18 protein-coding genes are annotated in these 17,567 nt (G+C 41.9%); 7 read left to right on the top strand and 11 right to left on the bottom strand.

Going from position 1 to position 17,567, the window contains the following annotated elements; all coding sequences use genetic code 11:
• Positions 1-63 precede the first annotated feature (63 nt).
• Positions 64-357 carry a DUF6725 family protein gene (locus HXT37_RS02545; RefSeq protein WP_012913969.1) on the top strand — a complete coding sequence of 98 codons (294 nt, stop codon included), beginning with the start codon at positions 64-66 and terminating at the stop codon, positions 355-357.
• Between the two features lie 23 nt (positions 358-380).
• On the opposite strand, the gene HXT37_RS02540 is transcribed toward HXT37_RS02545, so the two are convergent.
• From HXT37_RS02540 to asnB, 10 genes are all read right to left on the bottom strand, one after another.
• Complete coding sequence (locus HXT37_RS02540) at positions 381-1,466, bottom strand: prephenate dehydrogenase (RefSeq protein ID WP_421779698.1); 1,086 nt, start codon at positions 1,464-1,466, stop codon at positions 381-383.
• Positions 1,460-2,455: a prephenate dehydratase gene (locus HXT37_RS02535; RefSeq protein WP_421779696.1), complete on the bottom strand. Its 996-nt coding sequence runs from the start codon at positions 2,453-2,455 to the stop codon at positions 1,460-1,462. The genes HXT37_RS02540 and HXT37_RS02535 overlap by 7 nt, the downstream gene beginning before the upstream one ends.
• Before the next feature lie 137 nt (positions 2,456-2,592).
• The gene (locus HXT37_RS02530; protein WP_041160476.1) at positions 2,593-3,000 is read right to left on the bottom strand and encodes a hypothetical protein; all 408 of its coding nucleotides are present in this window, start codon (positions 2,998-3,000) and stop codon (positions 2,593-2,595) included.
• 43 nt (positions 3,001-3,043) lie between these two features.
• The gene (gene typA / locus HXT37_RS02525) at positions 3,044-4,969 is read right to left on the bottom strand and encodes a translational GTPase TypA (RefSeq protein WP_064621387.1); all 1,926 of its coding nucleotides are present in this window, start codon (positions 4,967-4,969) and stop codon (positions 3,044-3,046) included.
• 192 nt (positions 4,970-5,161) lie between these two features.
• Positions 5,162-6,001, bottom strand: a complete 840-nt coding sequence (locus HXT37_RS02520; RefSeq protein WP_004110398.1) for a ParA family protein — start codon at positions 5,999-6,001, stop codon at positions 5,162-5,164.
• Positions 6,002-6,049: 48 nt separating this feature from the next.
• Positions 6,050-7,009: a site-specific tyrosine recombinase XerD gene (gene xerD, locus HXT37_RS02515; protein WP_421779694.1), complete on the bottom strand. Its 960-nt coding sequence runs from the start codon at positions 7,007-7,009 to the stop codon at positions 6,050-6,052.
• Positions 7,010-7,103: 94 nt separating this feature from the next.
• Positions 7,104-7,487 (bottom strand): 50S ribosomal protein L20, encoded by a 384-nt coding sequence (gene rplT / locus HXT37_RS02510; RefSeq protein WP_004105106.1) that lies wholly within the window; start codon positions 7,485-7,487, stop codon positions 7,104-7,106.
• A gap of 68 nt (positions 7,488-7,555) precedes the next feature.
• Positions 7,556-7,750, bottom strand: a complete 195-nt coding sequence (rpmI, locus tag HXT37_RS02505; RefSeq protein WP_004128670.1) for a 50S ribosomal protein L35 — start codon at positions 7,748-7,750, stop codon at positions 7,556-7,558.
• Positions 7,731-8,492, bottom strand: a complete 762-nt coding sequence (infC, locus tag HXT37_RS02500; protein WP_012913964.1) for a translation initiation factor IF-3 — start codon at positions 8,490-8,492, stop codon at positions 7,731-7,733. Before infC ends, rpmI begins: the two co-directional genes overlap by 20 nt.
• A gap of 229 nt (positions 8,493-8,721) precedes the next feature.
• Positions 8,722-10,608, bottom strand: a complete 1,887-nt coding sequence (gene asnB / locus HXT37_RS02495) for an asparagine synthase (glutamine-hydrolyzing) (protein ID WP_004110409.1) — start codon at positions 10,606-10,608, stop codon at positions 8,722-8,724.
• Between the two features lie 299 nt (positions 10,609-10,907).
• Here asnB and HXT37_RS02490 point away from each other — a divergent pair, with 299 nt between their 5' ends.
• The 4 genes from HXT37_RS02490 (at position 10,908) to HXT37_RS02475 (ending at position 14,012) form a co-directional block, all read left to right on the top strand.
• On the top strand, positions 10,908-11,705 hold the full coding sequence (locus HXT37_RS02490; RefSeq protein WP_033888660.1) for a thiamine diphosphokinase: 798 nt from the start codon (positions 10,908-10,910) through the stop codon (positions 11,703-11,705).
• 370 nt (positions 11,706-12,075) lie between these two features.
• Entirely contained in the window at positions 12,076-13,131 is a 1,056-nt protein-coding gene (gene gap, locus HXT37_RS02485; RefSeq protein WP_004573912.1) for a type I glyceraldehyde-3-phosphate dehydrogenase, read from the top strand.
• 168 nt (positions 13,132-13,299) lie between these two features.
• Positions 13,300-13,800 carry a Cys-tRNA(Pro) deacylase gene (gene ybaK, locus HXT37_RS02480; protein WP_004105119.1) on the top strand — a complete coding sequence of 167 codons (501 nt, stop codon included), beginning with the start codon at positions 13,300-13,302 and terminating at the stop codon, positions 13,798-13,800.
• Between the two features lie 137 nt (positions 13,801-13,937).
• Complete coding sequence (locus HXT37_RS02475) at positions 13,938-14,012, top strand: 50S ribosomal protein bL37 (protein WP_369803150.1); 75 nt, start codon at positions 13,938-13,940, stop codon at positions 14,010-14,012.
• 68 nt (positions 14,013-14,080) lie between these two features.
• Here the strand turns inward: HXT37_RS02475 and HXT37_RS02470 are convergent, their stop codons facing one another.
• Positions 14,081-14,758, bottom strand: coding sequence for a sigma-70 family RNA polymerase sigma factor (locus tag HXT37_RS02470; RefSeq protein ID WP_102703466.1), 678 nt, complete (start codon positions 14,756-14,758; stop codon positions 14,081-14,083).
• A gap of 149 nt (positions 14,759-14,907) precedes the next feature.
• On the opposite strand from HXT37_RS02470, the gene HXT37_RS02465 reads away from it, so the two are divergent.
• Complete coding sequence (locus HXT37_RS02465; RefSeq protein WP_102703465.1) at positions 14,908-15,687, top strand: exonuclease domain-containing protein; 780 nt, start codon at positions 14,908-14,910, stop codon at positions 15,685-15,687.
• A 25-nt stretch (positions 15,688-15,712) separates the two neighbouring features.
• The gene (locus HXT37_RS02460; RefSeq protein ID WP_102703415.1) at positions 15,713-17,518 is read left to right on the top strand and encodes a UDP-N-acetylmuramoyl-L-alanyl-D-glutamate--2,6-diaminopimelate ligase; all 1,806 of its coding nucleotides are present in this window, start codon (positions 15,713-15,715) and stop codon (positions 17,516-17,518) included.
• Positions 17,519-17,567: the final 49 nt, after the last annotated feature.

The raw sequence follows: 17,567 nt of genomic DNA, 5'->3' as shown, positions 1-17,567 counted from the left end.
AGTTTAAAACAAAACGTTTGCCATATACTTCAGTCACATGCATAATACAACAAGGAGCATGTTATGAACACACAAACACGGAATTTAACTACACTACCACAGCAAATACCTGCAGGCTCGCGCATAGTAGTAAGAACTTACAAAATTATAGAAGACAATAACAATGGAACACAAAAAATCGAGTATCATGATGCAATTGGGCACGTACTCGAGTGGGACGGGGTAATGCTTCATTTACTTCGAGATCCTGCAGCAAACGGCACTAGAGCTGCCGAAGAAATGTTCATTGATGCCAAAACTATTTACCGTTTAAAGCCAATCCCAGAACGCAAATTCCAAAAGCCGCTTAGTCTGTAGAATTGTCTGATAAGGAGCAAGTTTTACACATTTCTCAAGGAAGCATCTGAGCGCAATAGCAGTTGCGAAGATTCGTTGATGTTAAATCCGGAAAGTTCAACAATGGATTCTCCTAAGCGCGCGGATTCTAATAATTCCTGCTGCCAATTGATTTGAGAATCATACTTCCACAATCTGCTATTTGCAGCATCGCTTTGTTGCATACTAGTTTTAGACGAGTTGCGCTGCAAGTATTTATATTCTCTCCAAGATTGAGCTTTAGCAAAAAACTCTTGCTCTAAAGCATCCGCGGTTTCAACATCATTATCTAACATATTTGCAGCAAAAGTTAGCTCAGAAATTACGGAACGCAATAATTTCGCAGTATTATGCCGATTTTCACTTACCATAGCACGAGTGCGTTGAGGATCAGTAAGAGCAACTCGTGTCATATCTCGCCAGGAACCTGCAGATAGTTGTAAAGCAATAGCACGATTAGATTGTTCACATAATACGTTTGCAAGAGCTGTTGCAACAACATGAGGCATATGAGAAATAAGAGCTGCAGAATTATCGTGCGTTGCATCATCCAAAACTATTGCGCGATTCTTGCATAGCGAAACAATCATTTGCAAAATATTTCTAACTCGCCAAAACTCAGTAGAATCATCAACAGTTAAAGCCCACAAAGCACCATTTAAAAGCTCACCACTAGAAGCTTTCCAACCAGTAAATTCACTACCAGCCATCGGATGCGCACCAACGTAGCAATCTTGCAAACCTGCTGCAGCAACCTGATTTCTAACTAAAGTTTTTACGCTACCAACATCGCTAATAGTTGTGCGAGATTTGTCAATATAAGGTGCGATTTCCTGCAAAATACTTGGCATAGCAAACAAAGCATTGCACAAAATCAGAACGTTTGGACGAAGTTTAGCTAGATCTTGCACATTGTCTACGCAGTCAATTCCTAAATTTTCAGCTTCTTCGTATGGGTCATGATGACGATTCCAAGCGTATACTCTACATTCCGGCAATTTTGCAAGTCTTTTTGCAAGAGATCCACCAATAAGACCAAGACCTACAATGCCAACAGAAAATTTTTGCGAAAATTCAGCATCTTCTACCATAATAATTCTCTTTCTGCACGCATTACGTTCAAATTACGTAAAGCATCAACTGAAGGTTCAACGCACACTCCACCATGAGGTAGCATCCAATCATCCATCACCGGATTCTTGCGTTTATCAGAAGAATACACTGCTAAAACTCGAACCCAATCACCATGTTCAACAACCTCTTGAATCATAGCTTTACACGTAGAATCCCAAGGAGCAGCATCAACAGTTGCAATAAAACTGTATAAACCGCCTTGCCCTTTAATCGGTCTAGACATAAAGGAAGTCATATTAAGACCATGATCACGCACAACATCAAGCAAATTTGCTAACACTCCAGCACCTGTGCAACGAGGAATAAACGCAATAATTGAGGAAAATGATGAAAAGTTTTCGCGCTGCGTATTAACAAAATTTAAAGCCTCATCTCGAGGAGCTAGCACTAAAAACTCAGTTCGCGCGCCAGAAAAATCTTCAACTGCTTCACTCACAATCTGCCTATTGTATAAATCAGCACAAATTTTAGGACATAAAGCAACTTCGCCAGGAACTAAATCCCTACAAGCAGCAGCATTTGAAGACGCAGTTTTTTCTTTCAATCCACGCTCTTGAGCAAACTTACGACATTGTGCCAACGCGTGAGGGTGAGCAACAATAGTAGAACAGTTATCGATTGAATCTGATTTGCAAACAACAGCATCAAAACTAATATCGACGCCTATTCGAGTAATACCAACCATATTTTTTGCATCAATGAGTAAATCTAAATTAGGTATTACAACGCCTTCAATATTGTTTTCCCACGCAATAACACCCCAATGGTGATGCTCTTCAATTTCACTAGCAATACTAAGAACATTCTCGCAAGCAGTTGGAATAAGTTGCAAATTCTCAAATGATTGTAACTGCTGCTGAACTTTTAAAGCTGCTTGATGCGTAAAAGAACCTTCCGGCCCTAAATAGCATAATTTACGTGAGAACTTACTGTTACTACTATTCATAAATATTCCTTAAAGACTGTTGCAGTTAAGAATATTGTAATCAAGACTACTGTAAAAAATACTGCTTAATACTTCTTTGTATGCAAAATTCACAGCGAAGTCACGCTTAAATTATTGCAAATTCTTTGCTCATTTCACTATTCAATAACAAACCAACGCTGAGGCATACAAAGCAAGACTAAGTGAGCAACAAGAACGCCGTAAAGCCAAAAATATCCAACATATTGCGAACACCATGGCAACGGTATTGTGAAACCAACAGGTACTAGAATTGCACTGCCAATAAAATCTAATGCGAGAATCCAAGCAAACGCGGAGAAAACTATTGCGTGAATAAGTAATCCACTCCAACCACTACGAGATCTTGCACACCAAGCAGACAAAAACAGCAAAAGCATAGATAATACGAATCCGTAAGGAATGTTATCCATTGCACCGCAGCGATGAGCAAAAGTACCAATCAACGCGCATATTACTGCAGAAACACACGTGGTCGCATACCTGCCCCACGAAGGCAAGCGATGCGACCACGGTTTCGACGACATAATAAAACCTAACGTTCCATTACTAATTGGTATATTGCGATTATCATGCAGCGTTGTTGTTTTGACGACGCTGCTTAGCACGCCACTTATACCATTCGTCACGGCTCAAAATAATCTTGCGCACGCGAATTGCTTCAGGTGTAACTTCCACGCATTCGTCTTCGTTAGCAAAGTCAAGAGACTCTTCCAAGCTCATCTTGATTGGCGGAGTCAAGGTCTCGAGAACATCAGCGGTTGAAGAACGCATGTTAGTCATGTGCTTAGCAAGCGTAATGTTTACATCCAGCTCATCTGGCTTGTTGTTAATACCAACGATTTGTCCTTCGTAAACTGGGCTTTGTGGATCAACGAAGAATACGCCACGAGCTTGCAAACGCTGCATAGCATAAGGAGTTGCAACACCCTTGCGGTCACAAACCATGGAACCATTCTGACGAGTCACAATCTGACCAGCCCATGGAGCATAACCGGCGGAAATAGAGCTTGCAATACCAGTTCCGCGAGTAGCAGAAAGCAAAGCAGTGCGGAAACCGATAAGACCACGCGAAGGAACAGTAAATTGCAAACGAACCCAACCAGAACCGTGGTTGCTCATAGAATCCATGCGACCCTTGCGATCAGCCATAAGCTGAGTGACGGTACCCATGTACTCTTCTGGGACGTCAATTGTAGTGCTTTCCATAGGCTCATTAATTTGACCATCAATAGTCTTGGTAACAACCTGAGGACGACCAACTGTAAGCTCGTAGCCTTCGCGACGCATCTGCTCAGCTAGCACAGCCAAAGCAAGCTCGCCACGACCTTGAACTTCCCAAGCATCTGGACGCTCAGTTGGAATAACCTTAATAGAAACGTTACCAATAAGCTCGCGATCCAAACGATCCTTAATCATACGAGCAGTAAGCTTATGATCTTTGCCTTCAGTACCGGCAAGAGGAGAATCGTTTACTCCGAAAGTCATAGAAATTGCAGGATCGTCGACATGAATTAATGGAAGCGGCTTTGGATCGTTTTGGTCAACGATAGTTTCGCCAATCATAATGTCGTTTACGCCAGCAACAGCAACAATGTCGCCAGGACCTGCAGAAGCTACAGGAGTGCGCTCCAAACCTTGAGTGCGAAGAAGCTCAGAAACACGGAAGTTTTCAATGGAACCGTCGACGCGAGAAAGACCGTAAGTCTTGCCCTTTTCCAAAGTTCCGTTGTAAATTCGCACTAAACCGAGACGACCCAAGAAGTCAGAGGAATCAATGTTTGCAACATGAGCTTGAAGAGGAGCGCCTTCTTCGTATTCAGGAGCTGGAATGTTCGAAATAATAGAATCAAACAATGGCTCCAAATTATCGTTATCTGGCAAACCACCATTTTCAGGCTGATTAACAGAAGCATAACCAGCTTTAGCAGCGCAATAAATTACTGGCAAATCAAGCAAAGCGTCGAGATCGAGGTCAATACCTTCCTCGACAACATCCTGAGCCAAGCCAAGAAGCAAATCTGTAGATTCGCCAACAACTTCTTCAATACGAGCATCTGGACGATCTACCTTATTTACGCACAAAATAACAGGAAGCTTAGCTTCCAAAGCTTTACGAAGCACAAAGCGAGTCTGTGGAAGAGGACCTTCAGAAGCGTCAACCAACAAAACAACGCCGTCAACCATAGAGATACCACGCTCGACCTCACCACCGAAATCAGCGTGACCTGGAGTATCAATAACGTTAATAGTGATACCTTCTGGATGACCATACTTTTCAGCTAATGGACCTGTGTACTGCACAGCAGTGTTCTTAGCAAGAATAGTAATGCCCTTTTCGCGTTCCAAATCATTGGAATCCATAACGCGATCTGGAACTTCTTCACGCTCAGAAAATACGTGCGACTGCTGAAGCATGGCGTTTACCAGAGTGGTCTTACCGTGGTCTACGTGCGCCACAATTGCCACATTTCGAATATCACCGCGAACAGTCATCACAAACCTCTTCCATTCTTCGCGTTTTAAGTAATTATTAACATGCAACCGCTTAAGCTATAAACATCAGCTAAAAACAGTAGCTATATACATTATTGACAAGCACCCAAATAGGTAAACTGCCAAACCGCACCGATTTTACTAGTGAGCGCAGACAGCTTTTAATCCACACTAACGCAGAACAACAAGAACTTACGCAACAACACCTTTAGCAATAAGCTCACGCGCAACTTCGCGGTACTCTTTTGCAGTCTTGTGTTCAGGAGCAAAAATAGTGATAGGAACTGCAGCAACTGTAGAATCTGGCAGCTTAATAGAACGCGAAATCACAGAGTGCAAAACGCGATCTTGGAAAGCTTCATAAATGCGCTGCAACACTTCCTCACTATGAAGCGTGCGAGTATACATAGTGACAAGAACTCCAAATACTTTAAGATTTGGATTAATACGAGACTGTACCTTCTCAATTGATTGCATAAGAAGAGCAACGCCTCGAAGAGCAAAGAATTCTGCAGCAAGTGGAATAATCACGCCATCAGCTGCTGTTAACGCATTTACAGTAAGCAAGCCGAGAGAAGGCTGGCAATCGACTATAATAACATCGTATTCGTCACGTACTTTGCGCAATACGCCTGCTAATATTTGCTCTCGTCCTACTTCGGTTACTAACTGAACTTCAGCTGCAGATAAATCAATATTTGCAGGAATAATATCAATATTTTCTGTTTCAGTATGACGAATTACGTCGTGAACGTCTACAGACGAATCAAATAATGCCGTATAAACTGTATTATCAAGCGCATTTGCGTTAATTCCAAGTCCAACTGTTGCTGCACCTTGCGGATCGAAATCAACAATCAAAACGCGACGACCATACTGACTTAGTGCGCCAGCAATATTAATGGAGCTTGTAGTTTTACCAACTCCACCTTTCTGGTTGCACATTGCAATAATGCGAGCAGGACCATGTGAAGTTAACGGCTCTGGTGCATGAAAAGTTTCGTATTCGCGTCCAAGTAAATCAGTAGGCATGTTCCCCACTTTATCAACAGGTATACTCACGAAACTCTGAGCATAAAATTATTTAGCTCGAGGATGACTCATTACGTAAGCTTCAACTAATGCGTCGGGACTAATATGCGTATAAATTTGAGTTGTTGTAACTGAAGCATGTCCAAGCAACTCTTGAACTGTGCGCACATCAGCACCACCTGCAATAAGATGCGTGGCAAGAGAATGACGCAGCGTATGCGGATGCAATGGTTTGTCAAGTTTTGCACGCTCGCCAGCTTGCGTTACTATTGCCCATGCTGATTGGCGAGAAAGTGCATTACCTCTCTTATTTAAGAAAATTGTGTGCAATTCACGTTTGCCCTTTAACGCTAATTCTGGGCGAGATTTCTCCATATAGTTACGAAGAGCACGAACAGCACAACCACCAATCGGAACTAAACGCTGCTTAGAGCCTTTACCTGTAAGTTTTACAACAGATTCGTTTAAATCAATATCTTCGAATTTTACGCCAACTGCTTCCGAAATTCGCGCTCCTGTAGCGTACAAAAATTCTAGCAAAGCTGCATCTCTAATCGAAATAGCGTCCTCGCTACCAAAATTTCCAGCAGCTTCAATAACTCTATTTACCTCTTCAATACTTAAAACATCCGGCAAATACTCGGCTTGTTTTGGAGCTTTTACTTGCGCTGAAACGTCAGCTTGTATATCGCCATGAGCAAGCATAAAGCGGTGCCATTCGTGAATACTTGCAAGTCGACGCGCAACTGTTCTAGTTCCCAACCCTAATTCATTCAAAGTTCGAATGTATGATTCAATATCTAATTGAGAAATAGTAGTAATATCTTTTATTTTTCGTTCGTCGTAAAGCCAGCATGTGTAATCTTGCAAATCTGAAGCGTACGCAGATACTGTTTTTTTAGAAAGACCACGCTCAATATCAATATGCGCAATAAAGCGTTGAATATGAAGTGCAAACTCTTCAGGAATATTATTTTCCCTATTGTCAGAATCAAGATTTGAGCGCATAAAAATAATTATAGCTAATAAGTAAATTTGTTGATTTAAAAGAAAAAGCCCACCTAAATTGGTGGGCTTAAAATAGAACTCTATTAAAGCAAAATCAGGCTTCAACTGGAGCGTTTACATCAGCTGGCAATGCAGCCTTAGCAGCTTCGACAACAGCCTTGAAAGCTTCAATATCGGAAACTGCGAGCTCAGCAAGAGCGCGACGATCCAATTCGATGCCTGCCAAGTGCAAGCCCTGAATGAAGCGATTGTAAGTGATGCCTTCAGCGCGAACTGCTGCGTTAATGCGCTGAATCCACAACTTGCGGAAATCACCCTTGCGAGCCTTGCGGTCGCGGAAGTTATAAGTAAATGAGTGGAGCAGCTGTTCCTTTGCCTTGCGATAAAGACGGGAGCGCTGACCGCGGTAACCAGAAGCCCTCTCAAGAACAACGCGACGCTTCTTGTGAGCGTTTACTGCGCGCTTTACTCGTGCCATAAGTATTCCTCAGCTTTCTTAAAAATTTTCGATTGCGTATTCGTTTACAAGCAATTCTTACTTGTTACTTACTTAACGAGCAAGCCCTTAAGCTTCTTGCTCTGCGCAGTAGCCAATACTTTATCTTCAGAAAGAGCACGACGCTTACGAGCCGACTTGTGCTCCAAGTTGTGGCGCATGGCGCTACCATCGTGCATCACCTTACCGGTACCGGTAAGACGAACGCGCTTGGACGCTGCGGAATTAGTTTTCATCTTCGGCATTGCTGCCCTCCTTGTGATGTTGATCGGATTGCATAGCATTTACTGCAGCTGCAGCTTGTGACTGAACCTCTTGCTTAGCTGCAAGACGAGCAGCCTGACGAGCTTGACGCTCAGCGCGAGATTCAGCGCCACGACGACGTTGCTCAGACTGTGTATGAATTTTCTTGCCTTTTGGAGCAAGAGTCATAATAATATTTCGACCTTCTTGCTTTGGCGCAAACTCTACTGTGCCACTTTCAGAGACCTCATCTGCAAGTCGGCGCAACAATTCAACGCCACCAACCGGACGAGATTGCTCACGGCCACGCAACATAATAGTTACTTTTACCTTGTCTCCGCCGTTCAAGAAACGAAGCACATGACCTTTCTTCACATCGAAATCATGATCGTCGATCTTGAGACGGAAACGAATTTCCTTAACCTCTGCGACGGTCTGATTACGACGTGCTTCACGAGCCTTAATCTTTTCGTTGTACTTGTACTTACCGTAGTCAATAAGCTTGGCTACTGGAGGCTTAGCAGTAGGTGCAACTTCGACAAGATCGAGGTTAGCTTCCCTTGCAAGGTTTAACGCGACAGAGGTTGCGATAACTCCCACTTGCTCGCCCTTTGGACCAATAAGGCGCACCTGAGGGACTCGAATTTCCTCGTTAATGCGTGGTTCGTCGCTAATGATGACTCCAATCCTTCTAAATACTTGTAAGATGTAATACACCAAGAAGTCCAAGAGCTTAAGATTCACCACTTCATATCAATAAAACGCTATATAACAGCGCAGCAAGCAGCACAAGAGCTAACTTGCGTGACCGAAGTCATGAACCCGAAACCACAGTAGGCTTCCAGGTGGGGACATCCCACTTTCTTGATTACTCAAGCCGAATATTCATTTTACTAGAAGCCTTGACAAAAAAGCAGCCAACACACGAAACGCGTTTTGACTGCCACAAATCAAAGCTAGAACTATGCGATTTCTACGCTAACTGCATTGGCTCAGGCTTCAATCCATCATGATTAAAGTACACATCATACCAAGTCAGGAATGTGTAAACTGTCCAAATCTTACGACGATCGTCATTTTTCTTTGCATAATTATCGTCAATCATACGAAGTAAAGCATCTCTATCGAAGAATTTAGCAGCATCGTCACTTTCAAACGTCTTACGCACAATCTTATAAAAACGTTCCTCACGCAACCAATCCTTAACTGGCACAGGGAAACCAAGCTTTTCTCTGTCATACCAAGCTTTTGGCAAATGACGGGACGCAGCTTTTCGGAAAGCAAACTTCGTATTTTCATCAGTAATTAAATATTTAGTAGGAACTTTTTCTGCAACATCCATAAGAACACGATCAAGCAAAGGCACGCGAAGCTCCAAAGAATGTGCCATAGTCATTTTATCTGCCTTAAGCAAAATATCTCCTGGCATCCATTGATGCATATCAAGATATTGCTTTTTCTTCACTTCAGAAAGTCCCTTACCAGCAATTCTATTGTAAATAGCATCAACAATGCTGCGAACGCTAGGACCCTTGCGATACTCAGGCTTCAAAAGTTTTACAGCATCTTCCTCATTGAAGACCTTTGATTGGCCGATAAAATGCTCCTCAGCTGGAGCTAAATTAGCGTACAAGTGCCACGCTCCATGGAAATGCTTACCCTTTGCAGCTCGACCAATCGCGTAACGTAACTTTTTTGGCAACTTTGCAAGCATGCGAGTCACAACTTTAATAAGTTTAGAACGCGTATGAACACCATAATCAATGTATCCTGCAAATAATTCATCTGCTCCCTCACCGCTTAGCACAACGCGTAAATCTTGCGAAGCTAATTTTGCAAGGAAGAATAATGGGACGCAAGAGAAGTTAGAATCAGGTTCGTCCAAATACCACTGAATTTGTGGGAAATAACGGAATGCGTCAGCGGCGTCAATAATTTCAGATTTATTGTTTAAGCCAATAATTTTTGCCAATTCGCTTGCTTGTTTGGATTCATTGTATCTTCCACCAGCAAAACCAATAGAATATGTGTGTTCAGGGCGCGCAACAGCGGCAACATAACTTGAATCAACTCCAGAAGAAAGGAACGAACCAACTTCAACATCCGCAATTTGGTGAGCTTGAACAGAATCACAAACTGTTTTATCGATAGAATCAACTAATTCATTCAAGCGTTGCTTTGTTTCTTTGAAATTAGGATCGTAATATTGCTCAATCTTCATTTCGCCATTCTTATACGTAAAGCAATTACCTTCACGCAGCTTAAAAACGCCTTTGAAGAAAGTTTCGTTAATTGCAGGATATTGGAATGTCATAAACGGCTTAAGCGCATTTTCGTTAAGTTCCTTCTTAAAATCTGGATGGCGCAGTAAAGATTTAATTTCGGATCCGTACATAAAAGTACCGTTCATTTGCGCATAATAAAAAGGCTTAATACCGAAATGGTCGCGAGCGCCAAACAATTCTTGAGTACTCTTGTTCCAAATAACAAATGCAAACATTCCGCGTAAACGATTAAGTAAGCCTTTACCCCACTCTTCGTATCCGTGCACTAATACTTCTGTATCGCAATCAGTGTGGAAAGTGTGACCAGCTTTAATAAGTTCTTCGCGAAGTGGCTTGTAGTTATAAATCTCGCCATTAAAAGTAACTGCAAGATTCCCATCCTCGTTGTACATAGGTTGGGATCCACCGTGAAGATCTATAATGCTAAGTCGACGAAAACCAAGTGCTGCGTGTTCGTCAATCATAGTTCCATACTCGTCAGGACCACGATGCACAATCACATCTGTCATATCTTTTACAATTTGGCTTTTGACGTTAATTGGGGTGTCATTAATGAACCCTGCAATTCCGCACATTTATTTCTCCTCGTAGAATATACAACACAGCATTACGTTAGTCTACTAGCAAATAATTAACGAAAATCCATAATAACTTGGAAAATCTAACTTGCCATGCAATATTACACCAAGCACTTTATGTTAAGCGAGTATTAGTCTAAAAATTCCTGTATTTGCCGGAATAAAAACAATAAAATACGCTAAAACCAAATCCAAAAAATGGCATAAAACATAGTCAAATGTTGGTTGACACTACGCTTATAAACTCTTGTTATAAATGTATGTCATCAGTACAAATGCAGCGTTATTATGTTGCTATGGAACCTTTGCAACGCTGCGTAGTATTAGCAGCAGGAGATTATTACGATCATACGCGTGAGCATGTGCCAGATCGCGCTTTAACAATTGCAGCTGATGGAGGCTGGGATCATGCATGTAAATTAGGTTTGCATGTGGATGCGCTCATCGGCGATTTTGACTCTGTTAGATTAAAGCTCCCTACTGATGCAGTTATTACTAGATTGCCTGCAGAAAAAGATGATCCGGACTTACTTTCTGCGTTGAAAGTCGGTTGGGCTAAAGGCTCTCGAGAATTTCATATTTTCGGAGGATTAGGTGGTCGAGTTGACCATACTATTTCTAATATTCAACTTATGGTTCGTTTAGCGCGTCGCGGTGGAATTGGATTCTTGTACGGCGACGGTCAAATTGTTACAGCAATACATGATGGATCTCTTGATTTTCCAGCATCATCTGGAAATGATTTGCGCATAGTTTCCGTTTTTTCTCATACTCCAGTTTCTAATGATGTAAATGAAGTTGGATTAAAGTATCAGCTTAAACACGCAACCATGCATGGAGATGCAGTACAAGGTTTAAGTAACGAATTATTAAATGATACGCCGGCTCATATTGACGTTCATGAAGGAACACTTATTGTAACCTTCCCTATTAACGCTCCATTGCCACAGGTGAGCTGGTTTAAAAGACCAATTGGAGATTTAGGCGAAGTTGATGCTTCTATATCGGAAGCATTAGCAGTTCCTCTTGAAAGCGAGACTACTCCAACATATTCGACTACTGCAGCTGCTGAAGCAATGACGTATAACGAATAGCGCAAACTTTAGTTTGCACAAATGGCTGACGAGGATCTTTTACTTGAAAACTCGTCAGCCTTTTTCTTTTTAAAATTACATGCGTTGTTCAATTGAACAATATTGATTCGTAAAATGTTATGCAAAAACGCAACTAGAAACTATCAAAAAATTCACAAAAACACTCATAAAACACAGCATGTTAACGCTCACTGTTCTCACAATGCATTATTGCAATAAAAGTGAGCTATATTACAACTCTTCGTACATACCGCACACTAAAATGAACACCGTTAATTCAAATAACGATGACCTAAATGCGTGAGTTTTCATCGCGAAAATAGCGCGGCTTAAAACGTTGCGCACGAGGTCTCACTCAAGGGAGAACCACATGACAGTCAAGATTGGTATTAATGGTTTCGGTCGCATCGGTCGTCTCGCATTCCGTCGTATTTTTGAGCTTCAAGCTCGCGGCGGTCAAGCAGGTGACATCGAAGTCGCAGCCATCAACGATCTGACCACCCCTTCGATGCTCGCCTACTTGCTCAAGTATGACAGCACCCACGGCACATTCCGCCACGATGACGGCACCCCAGTTGAGGTAACCTCCACCGAAGACGCAATCGTTGTAGATGGCAAGACTTATAAGGTTTACGCCGAAAAAGACGCAAATAACATTCCATGGGTTAAGAACGATGGCGTTGAATTCGTTCTCGAATGCACCGGTTTCTACACTTCTGCAGAAAAGTCCCAGGCTCACTTGAATGCAGGCGCTAAGAAGGTTCTTATTTCTGCTCCTGCTAAGGACGAAACCACTCCAACAGTTGTGTTCGGTGTTAACCACGAAATCTTGAAGGCTTCTGACAACATTGTTTCCGCTGGTTCTTGCACCACCAACTCCATGGCCGCAATGGTGAAGTTGCTTCAAGATAACTGGGGAATCAAGTCCGGCTTCATGACCACAATTCACGCCTACACCGGCACTCAGATGATTCTCGACGGCCCACGCGGCTCCAAGCCACGCAACAACCGTTCCGCAGCTTGCAACACCATTGAGCACTCCACCGGCGCTGCTAAGGCAATCGGCAAGGTTGTGCCAGAAGTTAACGGCAAGCTCCAGGGTCACGCACAGCGCATTCAAGTTCCAGACGGCTCTGTTACCGAGTTAACTACTGTTCTTGAGAAGCCAGCAACCACTGAAGAAATTAACGACGCTTTCAAGAAGGCTTTCGAAAACTGCGAGTACTTCGGTTACAATGCAGACAGTATCGTGTCTTCTGACATCATCGGCGACACCCACGGTGGCGTTTTCGATCCAACTCAGACCGATGTGAACACTGTTGACGGTGTAACTTTGGCTCGTACCGTCACCTTCTACGACAACGAGTACGGCTTCACCTCCAACATGATTCGCACCCTTCTTTACTTCGCTGAAATCTCCGAGTAATTTCGCTAAGCATCAATCAGCAATAGCTGGTTGTACGAATATTTAATATATCAAAAACCCCTTGTGCTGCTTTCTAAGCTACACAAGGGGTTTATATGTTAAGTCAACAGTCGGTATAGCATATCATGTAACAGAATTTGATGGCTGAGTATAAGGCACGGTAACAAAATGAGTAAAAAACATGCAGAAACCGGAAAAGCAACTCCTGCTATTGCGCAACTCGAAAACGCAGGCATCACCTTCCGCATAGCGCAATACGAGCATGACGCTGATCACATGGACGACGGCTACGGAATTGAGGCTGCTGAGAAGCTAGGCGTAAGCGCAGCTCAAGTTTGCAAAACTCTTATGGTTGACACTGGTGAAAAGCGAGTGGTTGGAATTGTTCCAGTAAACGGACGTCTCAATATGAAAGCAATTGCAGGAGCCGTACACGCAAAGAAAGCAAGTATGACAAGCCCAGAAGTTGCGCAACGAGAAAGCGGCTACGTAGTTGGCGGAATTTCACCATTCGGACAAAAAACGCACCATGAAACAGTACTAGATAGTAGCGTAATGCAATTTGATGAGATTCTTGTTTCTGGAGGAAAACGAGGATTGGACGTAGTTCTTAATCCTCAAGATATCGTAACATTATTAAACGCAACTGTAGCTGATATAGCAGCATAAGCAACATAAGCTTTATTACTGCAAATATTGCTACCAACAAGTGATTACTCGCACGGGATTAGTACGTTGGCAAATATAACGTCTTGGCAACGTGCGATAATCCCTAAGGTTGTTCATTAATCGTTAAGGAGTGCATTATGGGTATGCGTGGCCGCAAGCGCAAGGCGCGTCGTAAAAAAGCAGCGAATCATGGTAAAAGACCAAATGCTTAAACTATAAATTCGCTTATACATACTGTAAAGCCCACGTCAATCGTGGGCTTTTTCGTTTTAACATACTTTTATTCACTAGAATAATCAGAAAGCTCACGTTTGAGTTGCATGCGAGCGCGGTTAAGTCTGCTCATAACAGTTCCTATTTTTACGCCTTCTTCTTGGGCAATTTGTTTATAAGATTTACCTCGAATAGCGACTTCAATAAAAACTTTTCTACGCTCAGGCGGCAACTTACTAAGCGCCGCAATAATCTCTTGTGGAGCAAACCCTTCTAAATATTCTTGTTCAGCAGAAAGCATTCCTTTTGCGCAATGATTAGAAGCCTCATAGATATCCCAATCATTGTAGTCACCAGTTTCATCGTTAGCACGTTTAGGGCTTCGTTTTGCTTTCGCGTACTGATTAAAATACAAATTTCGTTCAATCCTGTTAATCCAGGCAGCAAAATTCGTGCCAAGCTGAAAAGTTTCAAAAGATTTAAGAGCGCGCTCAAAAGTATCTTGCACTAAATCTTGCGCATCCTGCGCATTTTGCGTAAGACGCATAGCTTGAGTGTACAAAGGATCAACGCAAGTAGATACAAGTTGTTCAAATCTTTTGCGTCGACTTTCCATTGCAGAACTTTGCTTAGTATCTACTAAACGATCACTAAATAAGCGAGCATTACAATTTTTTGCATTTTGTTTTTTAACTCTTACGCTTTTAGAGCACATAACATTTGTCTTCTCGATTTGCTCACTCATATAGTCAATAATACTTTTACTTTGCACATATCGCTACTGATTTATCGTATTGCATAGTGTAGCGCAGCGCGAGATGGTAACACATCGCAGCACAATAACGCAGCGCGGCATAGTGTGACATTGCGTGACATTGCGGTAGTATTGTGACTATGCCAACTCATATTCAAGAATTGTTAAATGCTTTAGATTTAGCACCTAAGCAAGATGAGAATACATTACTTGCTGAATCATGGTTACTTGGTTTCGACACTGAAACTACAGGTGCAAATATTGGTAAAGATGCCATTGTTTCTGCAACTCTAGTATTACGCAATCCTGAACTAGCTCACGCTGGAGATGTGGTATCAACTTGGTTAATTAACCCTCATCAGCCTATGAATCCTAAGGCAAGCGAAGTAAATGGTTTCACAGACGAATACCTTCAAGAACACGGCGGAGAGCCTGAAGAAGAACTTGAATTCCTTGCGCACGCAGTAAGCATGGCTCAAGCTAAGAATATTCCACTACTTGCTTATAACGCTCCATTTGATATTGCAATGTTACGTCACGACTTGAAGCGTTGGCATCTTACTGCGTTAGAAGAACGCGCAACTTGTTCAATACATGCACTAAACGCTAATGACATTCTTACTGTTGACCCTCTTGTTATCGATAGAGCTGTTTCTAGAAGATCTGGCAAGCGTACTCTCACTATTACATCTCAATTTTATGGAGTTGAACCAATCGGAGATTTCCACGATGCTACAGCAGACACAGTTGCAGCTCTTGATTTGATTGCTCCAATGAGCAAACTATATGAGTCAGTAAGTTGCATGAGGCTGAATACTATGATGGATTGGCAGCGCGAAGCTTATATTAATTGGCGAGATAGCTTCAATCAATGGCTGCAATCTCACGGGCGTGAGCCTATTACTGGAACATGGCTATAAAACATTTTGTGAAAAGAAGTAAATTATGATCATGCATAACACGTTGTCATTAGCAAGCGCAAGTGAAATTTTGCAACACTATGGTTTGTTGCGCGAAATGATTCAATATTTTAAAGCAGAAGATACTAATAGTGCTAATACTGCTAATACTAAAGAAAAAACTGTAGACTCTACTCATTCTCGCAATGAAATATGGTCTTTAAATCCGTATTATTTCCCAAATATTGATGCAGACGAGTGCTTCACTAACGCAACTTACGATACTCGCGATATTACACTTGGAACACTTCTGTTTATTAAAGGCAATTTTAAGTCGGAATATCTTTTAGATGCAGACAACAAAGGACTTGCTGCATATGTTGCTGAACAAAGCTACGCACAATACACAAAAGCTGTTGGTTTAATTGTTACGGATGCTAAAAAAGCAATGAGCGTGCTTGCAGCAGCATTCTTTGGAAATCCACAAGAAAAACTCACTATTGTTGGAATTACTGGAACTAAAGGCAAAACAACTACAGCCTACTTTACTCACGCTATTCTAAACTCCCATTCGCACGGTAAAGCAGCACTGTTTTCTTCAGTAGATAATTGCGTAGACGGAAAAAATTACGTTGAATCTAATTTAACTACTCCTGAAAGTTTTGATGCTTTCAAAATGATGCGCGAAGCTGTAGATAACGGCATGAAGTATCTTGTTATGGAAGTTTCTTCGCAAGCTTATAAGGTGAATCGCGTATACGGTCTTAAATTCGATGTTGCAGCATTCTTAAACATTAGCCCAGACCACATTAGCCCTATTGAGCACCCAACTTTTGAAGATTACTTGTATTGCAAACGACAAATTATTGCAAATACTAAGCGTTTAGTGCTAAATTCTGATACAGATCACGCAGATCTTCTTTTACAAGATGCAGAACGCAACAATGTGCTCGTAACAACTTTTGCTCGCATTAAAAAAGATGAAATAGAAGGCGCTGCTTGCGAAAATAACAATTTCGATGATCTTGACGACGATTGCATAAATTATTGCGCGCCTGCTAACGATGACGATTACACGGAATTACTTACTCCTGACTACATTGCAATGCCAGTAGAAAATAGTGAATCACATTGCATCGCTATGCGAGACTCAAGCGAAGACGACGACTATGAAGATAACGACTACGAAGAAGACGTGCACTACTGCCCTATTGACGAATTCGCATTGTCTATTGCAGGAGATTTTAACTACGAAAATGCTTTAGCTGCAATCGCTATTGCAGGAGAATTGGGAATTAATCAGGATACTGATTTACACGCACTACACGCTATTGAGAACGTGAAAATTTCTGGACGCATGGAAGTTTTCAAAGACACGCACTCAAACATGATTGCAGTTGTCGACTATGCGCATAACTACATTTCTACAAAATCAGTTCTTGACTTTGTAGAAGAACGCTACGGCAAATTTAATCCTCGAATTACGCTAATAACTGGTTCCACAGGAGATAAAGCTGTCGATCGCCGTAAAGAGATTGTTGAAGCAGCGCAAAACCGCATAGAACAGTTTATTTTCACTACTGAAGATACTGATACTGAAGACGTAATGCATATTTGCGAGGATATGCAAAGTTATGTTACGAACACGAATGTTTCTTCACGCATTATTATCGACAGAGCTGAAGCAATAGAATATGCTTACAACGATGCTGCAAACAGCGAACAAAAAAATGGAAGATTAAACATTCTTCTTGCTATTGGCAAGGGCGATGAACGTTGGATTAAAAACAAACGAAAGCATGTGCCGTATGAGGGTGATTCATTCGTAATAAAGCGTCTTTTTGGCCTGTAATATGCTTATACGAAAGTATGAAAATATACGAATAAAATAAACGCAATTA

The sequence above is a fragment of the Gardnerella sp. DNF01151 genome (assembly GCF_049244235.1).
Taxonomy (GTDB): Bacteria; Actinomycetota; Actinomycetes; order Actinomycetales; family Bifidobacteriaceae; genus Bifidobacterium; species Bifidobacterium swidsinskii.
The sequence above is the reverse complement of the archived record's forward strand: the minus strand, read 5'-3'. Positions and strand labels throughout refer to the sequence as shown.